At 72.4% G+C, this 13,516-nt stretch carries 13 protein-coding genes; 3 read left to right on the top strand and 10 right to left on the bottom strand.

What is annotated here, in order from left to right:
- Nucleotides 1-31: 31 nt before the first annotated feature.
- A complete protein-coding gene (locus AC0VY3_RS05315; protein WP_103506921.1) occupies nt 32-592 on the bottom strand; it encodes a YqgE/AlgH family protein in 561 nt (186 codons plus the stop codon).
- A gap of 287 nt (nt 593-879) precedes the next feature.
- On the opposite strand from AC0VY3_RS05315, the gene murA reads away from it, so the two are divergent.
- Nucleotides 880-2,220 (top strand): UDP-N-acetylglucosamine 1-carboxyvinyltransferase, encoded by a 1,341-nt coding sequence (gene murA / locus AC0VY3_RS05310; protein ID WP_007450559.1) that lies wholly within the window; start codon nt 880-882, stop codon nt 2,218-2,220.
- Between the two features lie 52 nt (nt 2,221-2,272).
- Here murA and AC0VY3_RS05305 read toward each other — a convergent pair whose 3' ends face one another.
- Complete coding sequence (locus AC0VY3_RS05305) at nt 2,273-3,094, bottom strand: helix-turn-helix transcriptional regulator (RefSeq protein WP_103506922.1); 822 nt, start codon at nt 3,092-3,094, stop codon at nt 2,273-2,275.
- A 49-nt stretch (nt 3,095-3,143) separates the two neighbouring features.
- On the opposite strand from AC0VY3_RS05305, the gene AC0VY3_RS05300 reads away from it, so the two are divergent.
- Entirely contained in the window at nt 3,144-3,599 is a 456-nt protein-coding gene (locus AC0VY3_RS05300; RefSeq protein ID WP_103506923.1) for a DUF2000 domain-containing protein, read from the top strand.
- A gap of 115 nt (nt 3,600-3,714) precedes the next feature.
- Here the strand turns inward: AC0VY3_RS05300 and AC0VY3_RS05295 are convergent, their stop codons facing one another.
- The 6 genes from AC0VY3_RS05295 to AC0VY3_RS05270 all read right to left on the bottom strand — a co-directional run bounded on the left by AC0VY3_RS05295 (nt 3,715) and on the right by AC0VY3_RS05270 (nt 10,994).
- Entirely contained in the window at nt 3,715-3,996 is a 282-nt protein-coding gene (locus AC0VY3_RS05295) for an HU family DNA-binding protein (RefSeq protein WP_003968811.1), read from the bottom strand.
- A 376-nt stretch (nt 3,997-4,372) separates the two neighbouring features.
- On the bottom strand, nt 4,373-5,809 hold the full coding sequence (locus tag AC0VY3_RS05290; RefSeq protein WP_103506924.1) for an NAD-dependent malic enzyme: 1,437 nt from the start codon (nt 5,807-5,809) through the stop codon (nt 4,373-4,375).
- Nucleotides 5,810-6,223: 414 nt separating this feature from the next.
- The gene (locus tag AC0VY3_RS05285; RefSeq protein ID WP_475549064.1) at nt 6,224-8,605 is read right to left on the bottom strand and encodes a HelD family protein; all 2,382 of its coding nucleotides are present in this window, start codon (nt 8,603-8,605) and stop codon (nt 6,224-6,226) included.
- A 131-nt stretch (nt 8,606-8,736) separates the two neighbouring features.
- The gene (locus AC0VY3_RS05280; protein WP_103506926.1) at nt 8,737-9,675 is read right to left on the bottom strand and encodes an anti-sigma factor family protein; all 939 of its coding nucleotides are present in this window, start codon (nt 9,673-9,675) and stop codon (nt 8,737-8,739) included.
- Nucleotides 9,672-10,259 carry a sigma-70 family RNA polymerase sigma factor gene (locus tag AC0VY3_RS05275; protein ID WP_063751866.1) on the bottom strand — a complete coding sequence of 196 codons (588 nt, stop codon included), beginning with the start codon at nt 10,257-10,259 and terminating at the stop codon, nt 9,672-9,674. The genes AC0VY3_RS05280 and AC0VY3_RS05275 overlap by 4 nt, the downstream gene beginning before the upstream one ends.
- Before the next feature lie 66 nt (nt 10,260-10,325).
- Nucleotides 10,326-10,994 carry a CGNR zinc finger domain-containing protein gene (locus AC0VY3_RS05270; RefSeq protein ID WP_103506927.1) on the bottom strand — a complete coding sequence of 223 codons (669 nt, stop codon included), beginning with the start codon at nt 10,992-10,994 and terminating at the stop codon, nt 10,326-10,328.
- A 98-nt stretch (nt 10,995-11,092) separates the two neighbouring features.
- On the opposite strand from AC0VY3_RS05270, the gene AC0VY3_RS05265 reads away from it, so the two are divergent.
- Complete coding sequence (locus AC0VY3_RS05265) at nt 11,093-11,746, top strand: GNAT family N-acetyltransferase (protein ID WP_475549063.1); 654 nt, start codon at nt 11,093-11,095, stop codon at nt 11,744-11,746.
- On the opposite strand, the gene AC0VY3_RS05260 is transcribed toward AC0VY3_RS05265, so the two are convergent.
- Nucleotides 11,679-12,242, bottom strand: a complete 564-nt coding sequence (locus tag AC0VY3_RS05260; RefSeq protein ID WP_103506928.1) for a GNAT family N-acetyltransferase — start codon at nt 12,240-12,242, stop codon at nt 11,679-11,681. The two genes, AC0VY3_RS05265 and AC0VY3_RS05260, sit on opposite strands and share 68 nt — an antisense overlap.
- 49 nt (nt 12,243-12,291) lie before the next feature.
- Complete coding sequence (locus AC0VY3_RS05255; protein ID WP_103506929.1) at nt 12,292-13,434, bottom strand: uroporphyrinogen-III synthase; 1,143 nt, start codon at nt 13,432-13,434, stop codon at nt 12,292-12,294.
- Nucleotides 13,435-13,516: the final 82 nt, after the last annotated feature.

Here is a 13,516-nt window from a genome sequence, read left to right as displayed (position 1 = left end):
GGGTACTGAAAGCCGCGGCCTTCAGCGGCCCTCAGTTGAGGGAAGGGTCGTCCGGATACGTGGCGATCATCGCGAGCTCGCTGCGCTGACGGCGGAGCACCGCACGCCAGAGCCGCTCCGGGTGCGGGGAGGAGACGTCGCCGGGCTCCGACTCGACCACGTACCACGCGCCCTCGTTCAGCTCGCCCTCCAGTTGACCGGGGCCCCAGCCCGCGTATCCGGCGAAGATCCGCAGCGAGCCGAGGGCGGGGCCGAGCAGCTCCGGCGGGGTCTCCAGATCGACCAGGCCGATCGCCCCGTGCACCCGGCGCCAGCCGAGCGGGCCCTCGTCGCCGGGGATCACCGCCACGCCGAGCGCGGAGTCGAGCGAGACCGGGCCGCCCTGGAAGACGACGTCCGGCTCGCCGGTGAGGCCGGCCCAGGACGCGAGGATGTCACCGACGCCGACCGGGGTCGGGCGGTTGAGGACCACGCCGAGGGAGCCCTCCTCGTCGTGGTCGAGGAGCAGCACCACCGCGCGGTCGAAATTCGGGTCCGTGAGGGCGGGTGCGGCCACGAGCAGTCGCCCTGTGAGCGAGGACACCTCGGTCATGGCAGGAATGATCCCGCATCTTCGCCCTCCGCGGGGGCCGAGTGACCGTGATGACGCCCTCAGCAGACCGAGCGCAGCTCAGGGCGCACGGAGGCACGGGGAGCGCACTGTCCGGCGAGGATGCGGTGGGCCATCCGGACGGTAACCCTCCGCAAGATCGGATGCGCGGAGGGTGTTGTGGCGGATTCATGACGTTCGTACACCCCCCTTCGCCTTACGGAAGGGGGGTAGGAGGCCATTACCCTTTTCGTTGGCCCCCTGCCCGACCACTCCGGAACGCGAGATACATGACCGGCACAGACGATGTCCTGCTTGTCCACGGCGGCACCCCGCTGGAGGGCGAGATCCGCGTCCGAGGCGCCAAGAACCTGGTGCCGAAGGCAATGGTCGCCGCGCTGCTCGGCAGCGGGCCCAGCCGTCTCCGCAACGTTCCCGACATCCGTGACGTACGGGTCGTCCGGGGACTGCTGCAGCTGCACGGCGTCACCGTCCGCCCCGGTGACGAGCCGGGCGAACTGATCCTCGACCCCTCGCACGTCGAGTCCGCGAACGTCGCCGACATCGATGCCCACGCGGGTTCGTCGCGCATCCCGATCCTCTTCTGCGGCCCGCTGCTGCACCGCCTCGGCCACGCCTTCATCCCGGGCCTGGGCGGCTGCGACATCGGCGGCCGGCCGATCGACTTCCACTTCGAGGTGCTGCGCCAGTTCGGCGCGACCATCGAGAAGCGGGCCGACGGCCAGTATCTGGAGGCCCCGCAGCGGCTGCGCGGCACCAAGATCCGGCTGCCGTACCCCTCGGTGGGCTCCACCGAGCAGGTGCTGCTCACCGCGGTGCTCGCCGAGGGCGTCACCGAGCTGTCCAACGCGGCCGTCGAGCCGGAGATCGAGGACCTCATCTGCGTACTGCAGAAGATGGGCGCGATCATCTCCATGGACACCGACCGGACCATCCGGATCACCGGTGTCGACAAGCTCGACGGTTACACCCACCGGGCGATCCCGGACCGTCTGGAGGCGGCCTCCTGGGCGTCGGCGGCGCTGGCGACCGAGGGCAACATCTATGTGCGCGGCGCCCAGCAGCGTTCGATGATGACCTTCCTGAACACCTTCCGCCGGGTCGGCGGCGCCTTCGAGATCGACGACGAGGGCATCCGCTTCTGGCACCCGGGCGGCGCGCTCAACGCCATCGCGCTGGAGACGGACGTGCACCCCGGCTTCCAGACCGACTGGCAGCAGCCGCTGGTCGTGGCGCTGACACAGGCCGCCGGCCTGTCGATCGTCCACGAGACGGTGTACGAGTCGCGGCTCGGCTTCACCTCGGCGCTCAACCAGATGGGTGCGCACATCCAGCTGTACCGCGAGTGCCTGGGCGGCTCCGACTGCCGCTTCGGCCAGCGCAACTTCCTGCACTCGGCGGTCGTCTCCGGACCGACCAAGCTGCAGGGCGCGGACCTGGTCATCCCGGACCTCCGGGGCGGCTTCTCGTACCTGATCGCGGCGCTGGCGGCGCAGGGCACCTCCCGGGTGCACGGCATCGACCTGATCAACCGCGGCTACGAGAACTTCATGGAGAAGCTGGAGAAGCTCGGCGCGAAGGTGGAGCTGCCGGGCGGTTCGCTCGTCTGACCCCGCACAGTGCTGCCGCACACAGCGCTGCGCACCCGGTGCCCCGGCCCTCTCACGGAGGGCCGGGGCGCCGTGCTTTTCCGGCGAAGCGGCCCGGGGTGGTGCCGGCGATCCGCTTGAAGTGCCGGGTGAGGTGGGACTGGTCGTGGAAGCCGACCGCGCCGGCAGCCTCCCCCGGGGACACGCCCTCCAGCAGCAGGCGGCGGGCGAGGTCGACCCGGCGGGCCGTCATGTACTGGTGCGGCGCGATGGCGTAGGCCGCGCTGAAGGCACGTACGAGATGGGTCGGGTGCGCGTGGACCAGCCGGGCGGCCTCGGCGAGCGTGACGCCCTCCCGCAGCCGCTCGTCAAGCAGCTCGCGCAGGTCCCGGGCGACGCCCGGCCCCGGCCGGGGCCGCTCCGGGGCCTCGGCGGGCCGCAGATGGCCGCGCAGCCGCTCCTCGACGAACGCCAGGCGGCTCTCCGCCTCCAGCGCGTCTCCCGGGTCGGCGAGGGCGGTGTGCAGCCGGGCGACGCGGGCGCGCAGCAGCGGGTCGGCCAGATCGGGGGTGTCGACGGCGGGGCCGATGAGGCTCGCGTCGAGCCGGCTCATGTCCAGATAGAGCACCCGTTTGCGGAAGCCGTCCGGGGTGGCGGGCGAACCGTTGTGCGGAACGTGCGGCGGCAGCAGGCTGACGGTGCCGTCCGGGGTGCCGTGCGGATGACGGTCCAGGTCGTAGCGGACGGCGCCGTCGTCGACGATCAGGAGCGTCCAGGCCTCGTGGACGTGCATGGGGTAGGCGTGCTCGGTGAAGCGGGCGTGGAAGACCTCCACGACGCCGGCGACGGAGGGCCGCCAGGCCGAGATCTCCTGCGGGCGGCTCACGCGGGTCACGCCAAGAACGTACAAGACGCTCCGGCAGGGCGGCGGTCAGTCTCGGAGCATGGGAAACACGCACGAGAAGACCGGCGGCGGCGAGGCCGCGCCCGTCCGCTTCGACACGAAGATCGCGGTGCTGCTCCGCGACGACCTGGAGACCTGGCAGCGGCTGAACGTGACCGCCTTCCTGGTGAGTGGCCTGGGTACCGCGGCGCCCGAGGTGATCGGCGAGCCCTACGAGGACGCCGACGCGACCGCGTACCTGCCGATGCTGCGGCAGCCGGTGCTGGTCTTCGCGGGGGCGAAGGAGACGCTGACCGCCGCGCACACGAAGGCGCTCTCCCGGCCGCTGACGGTGGCCGTGTTCACCTCGGACCTGTTCGGCACGGGGAACGACCGGGACAACCGGGCGGCCGTACGGGCGGTGGGGCGCGACGCGCTCGATCTGGTGGGGCTCGCGGTGTACGGGCCGCGCAACGCCGTGGACAGGGTCCTCAAGGGCGCGCGCATGCATCCCTGAGGTCCGGGGTCCCGGACCCACCGACAGGGGCTGTGCGGGGCGCATGTGCCCCTGGCATGCGCGAGGGCGGCCACTCCTGGTCGGGAGTGGCCGCCCTCTGTTGCGCCTTTGAGGGTTACTTACCCTTGGCGGCTTCCTTGAGCTTCGAGCCCGCGGAGACCTTCACGCTGTAGCCGGCGGGGATGTTGATCGGGTCGCCGGTCTGCGGGTTGCGAGCGGTGCGAGCGGCACGGTGGGTGCGCTCGAAGGTCAGGAAGCCGGGGATGGTGACCTTCTCGTCGCCCTTGGCGACGATCTCACCGACGGTCTCGGCGAGCGCGGCCAGCACGGCGTCGGCGTCCTTGCGAGTCACCTCGGCGCGGTCGGCCAGGGCGGCCACCAGCTCACTGCGGTTCATGTTGTTACTCCCGTGTTCTTCTTGCCTGTGAGGCGTGAGATCGAAGCCGATGCTGCCAGGGCCCTCTGACAGTCCCCGGACCCGGGTCTGATGTCAGACCCTCTCGCCCGATTACGCATCCTGCCCCCACCAGCGGCGGGAAAGCCAATCCGGAACCCTTCGGGGTCAATGAAAAGCGCCACGGTTTGCTCGTGGTGACGCTCCGTCGACTTGGCCGAGCGGTCCGCAGCGGATGCCGGGCCCCGCAGGGCCCACTGCCCGCCCACCCTAAAGGGGCGTTTGGGGCGCCGCGACCCGCGACGCGCCGTACGGCACGGGCGGGTGCGGCCCTGGGTACTTCGCGCGTACCCCCCGAAAGGACCCCGAAACGGCCGGGTCAGACGGTCGTGGAGGGGGTGGTCGCGGTGGCTCCGGCGGCCTTCGCGGCGGCCCGGACGGCTCCGGCGACCGCGCCCGCGACCTTGTCGTTGAAGACCGAGGGGATGATGTAGTTCGCGTTGACCTCGTCCTCGGCGACCACGTCGGCCAGCGCGCCGGCCGCGGCGAGCATCATCTCCGTGTTGACGGTGCGGGACTGAGCGTCCAGCAGACCGCGGAAGACACCCGGGAAGACCAGCACGTTGTTGATCTGGTTGGGGAAGTCGGAGCGGCCGGTGGCGACGACCGCGGCCGTCTGACGGGCGATCGCGGGGTCGACCTCGGGGTCCGGGTTCGCGAGCGCGAACACGATCGCGCCGTCGGCCATCGCGGCGACGTCGTCGCCGTTCAGGACGTTCGGGGCGGAGACGCCGATGAAGACGTCGGCGCCGACGACGGCCTGCTTGAGGGTGCCGGTGACGCCCTCGGGGTTGGTGTTGTCGGCGATCCAGCGCAGCGGCGAGTCCGGGTCGGCGGCGACCAGGTCCTCGCGTCCGGCGTGCACCACGCCGTGGATGTCGGCGACGACGGCGTGCTTGACGCCCGCGGCGATGAGCAGCTTCAGGATGGCAGTACCGGCCGCTCCGGCACCGGACATGACGACCCGTACGTCCCCGATGCCCTTGCCCACCACGCGCAGCGCGTTGGTGAGGGCGGCCAGCACGACGATCGCGGTGCCGTGCTGGTCGTCGTGGAAGACGGGGATGTCGAGGGCCTCGCGCAGCCGGGCCTCGATCTCGAAGCAGCGCGGCGCGGAGATGTCCTCCAGGTTGATGCCCGCGAAGCCGGGGGCGATGGCCTTGACGATCTCGACGATCGCATCGGTGTCCTGGGTGTCCAGGCAGATCGGCCAGGCATCGATGCCCGCGAAGCGCTTGAAGAGGGCCGCCTTGCCCTCCATGACGGGCAGCGCGGCCATCGGGCCGATGTTGCCGAGGCCGAGCACCGCGGAGCCGTCCGTCACAACTGCGACGGAGTTGCGCTTGATGGTGAGGCGGCGCGCGTCCTCGGGGTTCTCGGCGATGGCCATGCAGACCCGGGCGACGCCGGGGGTGTAGATCATCGACAGGTCGTCACGGTTGCGGATGGGGTGCTTGGACGCCATCTCGATCTTGCCGCCGAGGTGCATGAGGAACGTACGGTCGGAGACCTTGCCCAGCACGACGCCCTCGATGTCGCGCAGACCTTCGACGATCTCGTCCGCGTGCGAGGTGGAAGAGGCGGCGATGGTGACGTCGATCCGCAGCTTCTCGTGGCCGGAAGCGGTGACGTCGAGGCCGGTGACCGAGCCACCGGAGGACTCCACGGCCGTGGTGAGCTGGGAGACCGCGGTGCCGCTCGCGGGCACCTCCAGCCTGACCGTCATCGAGTACGAGACGCTGGGCGCCGTTGCCATGGCCGAGTCCTTCGCTTTCCTTAGCTTCATTGCCGCGCATCCGGAACCCTCGTTCCGGATGCGCTTCCCGATCGTCGCACCTACCGACTGGTAGCCGGTAATGACTGCCGCCTTTCGGAAAGTAGTTTCCACCATACGAGAGATCACCCGTTCGGCGGAACCCCCAACGGGCCGGAAAGCGGCCGACGGGACCCCTGCAACGAGAACAGACCCGCGCCACCGGGAGGTGACGCGGGTCTGTCTTCTGCGTTGAGATGGCACCGACCCGCCATGCTCGCCTCGCGGCAAGTGGTCGCTCGAAGCGACGAAGGTTGGGCCCGGGGGCTTGGATCGAGCCGGTGCCAGTACCAAGGTAACAAAGACCCCGGAAAAGTGATTCCCGTGCGCCGGGTTGACTCGCGGAACTCTGCCGCATCAGTCCCTGAGCAGGTCCGGCACCCCGTCCTCGTCCGGCAGGTCCCGCTCCCCGGAGACCACCGTGAGCTGCTGTGTCGCCCGGGTCAGCGCCACGTACAGCACCCGCAGACCGGCCGGGGACTCGTCAGCGATCTCCGCGGGCGAGACGACCACCGTGGCGTCGTACTCCAGGCCCTTGGCCTCGAGGCTGCCCAGCGCCACCACCCGCTCCCCCAGCTCCGCGAGCCACTCGCGGGCCTGGGCGCGGCGGTTCATCGCGACGACCACACCGACCGTGCCGTCCACCTCCGCGAGCAGCCGGGCGGCCTCCTCGCGGACCGTGGCGGCCAGCTCCCCCTCGCGCACCGGCTCGAAGCGGGGCACCACCCCGGTCGAGCGGACCGCCGCCGGGGACTCCATGCCGGGCATCGCCAGCGCCAGCACCTTCGCGGCCAGCTCCGCGATCTCCGCCGGGTTGCGGTAGTTGACGGTGAGGGTGAAGCGGCGGCGCGGCCGGGAGCCGAGCGCCTCGTCCCGGGCGGCGGCCGCCTCGTCCGGGTCGGACCAGGAGGACTGGGCCGGGTCGCCGACGACCGTCCAGGTGGCGTGCCGTCCCCGGCGGCCGACCATGCGCCACTGCATCGGGGTGAGGTCCTGCGCCTCGTCGACGATGACGTGGGCGTACTCGGTGCGCTCCGCCGCGAGCCGCTCGGCCCGCTCCCACTGGGTCTCCTCGCGCTGCGGCATCAGCTCCTCCAGACCGGTGAGCTGGTCCAGCGGATCGGCCTCGCGCTTGCGCTTGGGCCGGGCCGGGGTGCCCAGCAGCGCCTGGAGCTCGTCCAGGAGCGCCACGTCGTGGACGGAGAGCGGACCGTTGCCGTCCGCGTCCAGCCGCTTGAGGGACCGGGCCAGGCGGCGCACCTCGCCCTGGTTGAGGATGCGCCGGGACCAGCGGGCAAGCCGCCGTTCGTCGGCCATCGCGGCCAGCACCCGGCGCGGCGTCAATTCGGGCCACCAGGCGTCGAGGAACTCCAGGAACGGGGTCTCGGTCGAGACGTCCTCGTCGAACGAGGAGCGCAGCTCCGCGACCAGCTGGGGGTCGGTGTACCGGCCACGCCCGGAGGACTTGGTCCACAGGGCGTCCAGCAGCAGCTTGCGGGCGCGCGGGCGCAGCAGGTTGACCGGGGCGGTGCCGCCCAGGGCGTTGTGCCGGATGCGCTGGAGTTCGTCGGCCTCCAGCTCGACCCGGGCCCCGAAGGCGACCACGCGCAGCCGGTTCGGGGGCGTCGTCGCACCCCGCTGCCCGGGCTCCTCGCCGAAGGCGAGCTGGCCCGCCTCCTCGCGGGGCGCGGCGGGCCTGCCCTGTTCCAGCGCGCCCCGGGCGGCCTTGCGCAGCACATGGAGCATCCGGGAGGAGCCCTTGATCCGGGCCACGGCGGGTTCGTCGTAGGCGGTGGCCCCTTCGAGGCCCGCCGCGTCGTCGGAGAGCGAGCCGATCGCGCGGATGGCGACCTGGCCCTCCTCACCGAGGGAGGGCAGCACCCCTTCGGTGTACGCGACCAGGAGCGGGGTGGGCGAGACGATCAGGATGCCGCCCGCGTACCGCCGCCGGTCCTGGTAGAGCAGATACGCCGCCCGGTGCAGGGCGACGGCGGTCTTGCCGGTGCCGGGGCCGCCGGTGACCTCGGTGACGGAGGCGGCGGGGGCCCGGATGACCAGGTCCTGTTCGGCCTGGATGGAGGAGACGATGTCCCGCATGGTGTGGCTGCGGGCCTGGCCGAGCGCCGCCATCAGCGCGCCGTCCCCGATCACCGGCAGCTGCTCGCCGTCCAGATACGCCGTCAGCTCCGGGCGCATCAGGTCGTCCTCGACCCCGAGGACCTTGCGGCCCTTGGAGCGGATGACCCGGCGGCGTACGACACGGCCGGGCTCCTTCGGGGTGGAGCGGTAGAACGGGGCGGCCGCCGGAGCCCGCCAGTCGATCACCAGCGGGGCGTAGTCGGAGTCCAGCACCCCGATGCGGCCGATGTGGAGCGTCTCCGCGATGTCGGCGGTGGCGTCGTCCCGTACGGAGTCCTCGGCCGGCTCGACGGAGGTGTACGCGCCGTCCGGGCCGCGCTCCCCGTCCTTGCCGAGCAGGAGATCGATCCTGCCGAACAGGAAGTCCTCGAACTCGCTGTTCAGCCGGTTGAGGTGGATCCCCGCCCGGAACACCTGGGCGTCCCGCTCCGCGAGCGCGCCGGGCGTACCGACCTGGCCGCGCTTCACGGCGTCGTTCATAAGAAATTCCGCCTCGTGGATCTTCTCTTCGAGGCGGTGATAAACACGGTCGAGATGCTCCTGCTCGACACCGATTTCCCGGTCCCGCAGCGATTCGACAGCGGCATCCTGCGCGGCCACCGAGGCCCCCTTCTTAACGGCACTGGGCAGCCGTCAACCCTATGCGAAGGGGGGCCCGAGCGCACCTGCCGACCGCATCCCGATCGCGCGTCGCACCGGGTGGGGGCGCAGGGAAGCGCGGCGGGCGCGGTTCAGGCCCCGATCTCCACCAGCCGCTCCCCGTCGAAGGTCCGGACCTCGAAGCGGTCGATGTCCTTCCGGTCCATCGCCGCTCCGCCGTGCACATACAGCGGGGCCTTCGCCGTCGGATTCGTGGCGCCCTCGATGCCGTACCCCCACTGCGGGACGGACCAGGAGGTGACGACCTCCTCCTCACCGGTCTTGGAGACGGCGATCAGATTGCACTTCTGCGGCCCCTTGACGTTCTTCAGCTCCAGGACCGTGTGGGTGCCCCAGGCCTTCTCCTCCATGCCGACGGTCGCGCCGACCTGTGTGGTGGGGTCGGTCGCGGAGACCTTCTCCGTCATGTGCTGGAAGAAGGCGTCCTCGGCCGGGCTGGTGGGATGCGGATCGCCCGCGGCCACCGGACCGCCGCCGCGGTCGTCGCCCGCCGTGACCGCGAACGCGGCGACGGGGCCGCCGATGATCAGGGCGGCGGCCGCGGCGACCAGATAGCGGCTGCGCCGGGTACGGCGGTGCCGCTTGCGCGCGACCTCGTCCATCAGCCCGCCGAGCACCCGGGGCGCGGGCTTCTCGGGTACGTGCGGTACGGGGCGGGCGCCGGGCACGGCGGAGGGCGCTTCGGAGAGCATCGCGAGCATGGGCTCCATCGAGGCGAACTCGTCGAGATGCGCCGCGCACCGGGCGCAGCCCGCGAGGTGTGCCTCGAAGGCGCTCGCCTGCGGGTCGTCGAGGATGCCGAGGACGTACGCGGCGGCCGCGTCGTGCTCGGTCCCTTCGGGCTCCACGCCGAACGGGCCGCCGGGGCCGGTGGGGCCACCGGGGCCGGAGAGGTGCGCGGGCCCTGAGGGGTGTGCAGGACCCGCGGTATACGGGGGACGTGAGGGACCGGACGGCGTGCGGGGGCCGGGAGGCCGGGGCCCGAACGGCTGCCACTGCTGGTCGCTCATGCCGTGATCCCCCTCTCTTCGAGTGCGAGCTTCATCGAACGCAGTGCGTAGAACACCCGGGACCGCACGGTCCCGCTGGGAACGCCGAGCACTTCGGCGGCCTCGTTGACCGTACGTCCCTTGAAGTAGGTCTCGACCAATGCTTCCCGGTGCGCGGGTGTCAAATCTTCGAGCGCGTCGGAGAGCGTCATCAGCCACAGCGCCTTGTCGATCTCGTCCTCCGCGGGAATGACCTCCAGCGGCGACGGATCGACCTCGCGCGGCCGGGCCTGCCGGCTGCGGTGGTTGTCGATGACGATGCGCCGGGCGACCGTCACCAGCCAGGGTCGGACGGAGCCGGTGGCCCGGTTGAGCCGGCCGGCGTTCTTCCAGGCACGGATGAGCGTCTCCTGCACCACGTCCTCGGCCCGCTGGCGGTCGCCCGCCACGAGCCGGAGCACGTACGCGAGCAGCGGCCCGGCATGTTCGCGGTAGAGCGCCCGCATCAGCTCCTCGTCGGGTATCCCGGAGGAGGAAGGGGGCGGCTCACTGCGATGTCGAGCCCTGTGCGGACGGTCATCGGCCACGGCCGCATCCTTGCGCACCCGAACCTCCCGGTCGAGACCTCTGAAACGAGCTCTTGGACCATCGATACGGGGGCGGGGGCCGGTTCATTCAACGCCGGGCGGAATTTCTTTTTCCGGGCCGTACGCGCCCGGTGTCTCCCGGCCGTACGCGTCGGTCGTCCGCGAAGTCCTGCGCCGGTGCCGGGCGACCCGTTCGCGGTTGCCGCAGACCTCGCCGGAGCACCAGCGCCGCCGCCCGCCGCGCGAGGTGTCCAGGTAGAGCCGGTGGCAGGCCTCGCCCTGGCAGCGGCGCAGGGCCGCCCGCGCGACCGGGTCGGTGAGCAGGTCGACCGCGTCCCGGGCCACGACGGCGAGGAGCCCCGCGCAGTCGGGCACGGCGCTCAGAGCCCGCACCAGGTCGCCGTCCGCGCCGCGCACCGCGCGCGGCCCCGGAGGTGCGCCGGACGCCAGGGAGTTGAGCCGCTCCAGGGCGCCGTCGGCCTCGGGCCCGCCGAGCCTAGCCGCCATCAGACGGCTTATGGCAGAACGCAGTTCGTGGAAGCGCACCACCCAGGTGTCGTCCAGCCCCGTCAGCGCGGTGCCCGGCGGCACGAGCCCGGCAGCGGTCAGCCACTGGGCCAGGTGGCCGGGCCCGTCGAGCTGTTCACAGGTGCCGGGCACGCCGCCCGAGCGTTCCGTGGCCACCAGATCGAGGCAGATCCGGCCCGCGTCGAACCGCCACGTCCGCGCACTCCTGCCCGCTGCCTTGCTCACGCTCACCGCCCTGGATCACCCGGTGGAACGACCCTCCCCAGAGTGCTCCTGTCGGGGCCCGGCCGGAACCCCCGCCGCCGCCCCGTACCGTGACGGTCATGGAGTACGAGGGGGAGATACGCATGGACCGCACGGGCCTGTACGACGGGAGCCCCGTGATCGGCTCCGGGGGGCTGCGGCTGCGCCGGTGGCGCGAGGAGGATCTGCCCGCGCTGCTGCGGGCGTACGAGGATCCGGCGATGCGCCGCTGGCTGGCCACCCAGGTCACCGGGCCGGACGGGGCGGCCGACTGGCTGGAGGCGCAGCGTACGGGGTGGGCGTCGGGCACCCGCTTCGCCTTCGCCGTGACGGAGGGCGGGCAGGAGGACGAACCGCTCGGCAACGTCGTGCTGAAGCGGCCGGATCCGGTGAGCGACCGGGCGGAGGTGGGCTATTGGACGACGGCCTCCGCGCGCGGCCGGGGCGTGGCCCCGCGGGCGCTGGCGGCGCTCACCGGCTGGGCGTTCCCGACCTTCGCCGAACAGGGCCTGACCCGGCTGGAGTTGCTGCACCAGGTGGACAACGTGGCCTCGTGCCGGGTGGCGGAGAAGTGCGGATACCCGTTGGCGCGCGTGATCCCGGCGCTGCCGCCCGACTATCCGCTGGACGGCCATGTGCATGCGCGGGAGGCTCCGGGGGTGGCGGTCAGCCGGCCGGCGGATCGTCGTGGAGAAGCCGCTGGAACAGGTGGTGGTCGCGCCAGCGGGCGTTGATGTGCAGATAGCCGGGTGCGGTGCCGATCCGCTCGAACCCGGCCTTGGCGAGCACCTGTTGGGACGGGGCGTTGTCGGTGACGGTGGCCGCCTCGACGCGGTGCAGGCCCAGCCGGTCGCGGGCCGCCTCGCAGACCGCGCGGACGGCGGCGGTGGCAAGGCCGCGTCCGGTGTGGCCCTCGTCGACCCAGTAGCCGAGGCGGCCGTTGCGGAAGGGGCCCCGCTCGATGCCGGAGAGCGTGAAGGCGCCCACCACCTGGTCGTCGGCGTCCGCGAGCACCCAGGGCATGGAGCGCCCGGCGTCCCGGTCGGCCAGCAGCGCGTTGAGCCGGGCGGTCTGGCCCTCGACGGTGTAGAAGGCCTCGGGGCGTACGGGTTCCCAGCGGCGCATGTACGCGCGGTTGCGGGTGAGGGCGGTGGCGAAGGAGGGCGCGTCGGTGAGGTCGGCGGGCCGGAAGGCCACGTCCGGGGCGAGGAGGTGGGTGCGGTCGGTCATCCGGTCACGCTAGCCGGGACGGCCGGACGTTCCGTACACCCCCGGGCCCTCAGCGCCCGTACTTCGTGTCCGCCGACGGGTCCAGCGCCAGCCGGTAGCCGCGTTTGACGACCGTCTGGATCAGCCGGGGCACGCCCAGCGCCGTGCGCAGCCGGGCCATCGCGGTCTCCACCGCGTGCTCGTCGGTGCCGCTGCCGGGCAGCGCCCGCAGCAGGTCGGCGCGGGCCACCACCCAGCCGGGGCGACGGGCCAGCGCGCGCAGGAGGGCCATGCCCGCGGGCGGCACCGCGCGCAGCTCGTCGTCGACGAGGACGGCGTGGCCCCGGATCTCGACGCGGTGCCCGGCGACGGGCAGGATGCGGGCGGCCGCCGGGAGGTGGGCGCACATCAGCTGGACGAGGGGGCCGAGCCGGAAGCGTTCCGGCTGGAGGGTGTCGATGCCCCGGGCCTGGAGCGGCAGGGCGGTGACCGGTCCGACGCAGGCGACCAGCACGTCGTCGCGCAGCGCGCCGAGGACCTCGGGAAACAGTCCGCGGGTCTCGGCGCGGCCGAGGAAGGAGGCGGCGGCGGGGGCGCTGGTGAAGGTGATCGCGTCCAGGCCCCGGGCGGCCGTGACGTCGAGCATCCGGTCGAGCGGGGCGAGGTCCTGCGGCGGCATCCAGCGGTAGACGGGCACGACGACGACATCGGCGCCCGCGGCCGTCAGCGACTCGACGAAGCCGGGCAGCGGTTCGCCGTGCAGCTGGAGCGCGACCCGGCGTCCCGCGACGCCTTCGGCCAGGAGCCGGTCGAGGACCTCGGCCATCGATTCGGACCCGGGCGACCAGGTCTCGGTCAGCCCGGCGGCCCGGATGGCGCCCTTGACCTTGGGGCCGCGGGCGAGGAGTTCGACCCGGCCCAGCGTCTTCAGCAGTGCGTCGCCGATGCCCCAGCCGTCGGCCGCCTCGATCCAGCCGCGGAAGCCGATCGCGGTGGTGGCGACCGCGATGTCGGGCGCGTGGCCGATGAGTTCCTTGGTGGCGGCGAGGAGTTCGCTGTCGTCGGCGAGCTGCACGATCCGCAGGGCGGGGGCGTGCAGGACGGCGGCCCCGCGGCGTTTGAGGAGCGTGCCCAGCTCCTCGGCCCGGCGGGCGGCGGTCACTCCGACGGTGAAGCCCGCGAGGGGGCCGTGCGCTGTGTCGTCGTCCTGCATGGCGTGTTCCCGGCTCCTGTGTCCCGCTGGTACGCGATGGTTCCCGCTGGTACGCGATGTGCGGAGGCCCGAGACTGCCAAC

The organism is Streptomyces sp. iso_384 (genome assembly GCF_056172905.1).
Note: the sequence above shows the minus strand (reverse complement) of the source record. Positions and strands in the feature narration are given on the sequence as shown.

What these genes read in the sequence shown, in the direction of transcription:
- AC0VY3_RS05295 (WP_003968811.1), bottom strand. Translation starts at nt 3,996, where the DNA reads ATGAACCGCAGTGAGCTGGTGGCCGCCCTGGCCGACCGCGCCGAGGTG.
- AC0VY3_RS05255 (WP_103506929.1), bottom strand. Translation starts at nt 13,434, where the DNA reads ATGCAGGACGACGACACAGCGCACGGCCCCCTCGCGGGCTTCACCGTC.
- AC0VY3_RS05290 (WP_103506924.1), bottom strand. Translation starts at nt 5,809, where the DNA reads ATGGCAACGGCGCCCAGCGTCTCGTACTCGATGACGGTCAGGCTGGAG.
- AC0VY3_RS05300 (WP_103506923.1), top strand. Translation starts at nt 3,144, where the DNA reads ATGGGAAACACGCACGAGAAGACCGGCGGCGGCGAGGCCGCGCCCGTC.
- AC0VY3_RS05260 (WP_103506928.1), bottom strand. Translation starts at nt 12,242, where the DNA reads ATGACCGACCGCACCCACCTCCTCGCCCCGGACGTGGCCTTCCGGCCC.
- AC0VY3_RS05265 (WP_475549063.1), top strand. Translation starts at nt 11,093, where the DNA reads ATGGAGTACGAGGGGGAGATACGCATGGACCGCACGGGCCTGTACGAC.
- AC0VY3_RS05280 (WP_103506926.1), bottom strand. Translation starts at nt 9,675, where the DNA reads ATGAGCGACCAGCAGTGGCAGCCGTTCGGGCCCCGGCCTCCCGGCCCC.
- murA (WP_007450559.1), top strand. Translation starts at nt 880, where the DNA reads ATGACCGGCACAGACGATGTCCTGCTTGTCCACGGCGGCACCCCGCTG.
- AC0VY3_RS05315 (WP_103506921.1), bottom strand. Translation starts at nt 592, where the DNA reads ATGACCGAGGTGTCCTCGCTCACAGGGCGACTGCTCGTGGCCGCACCC.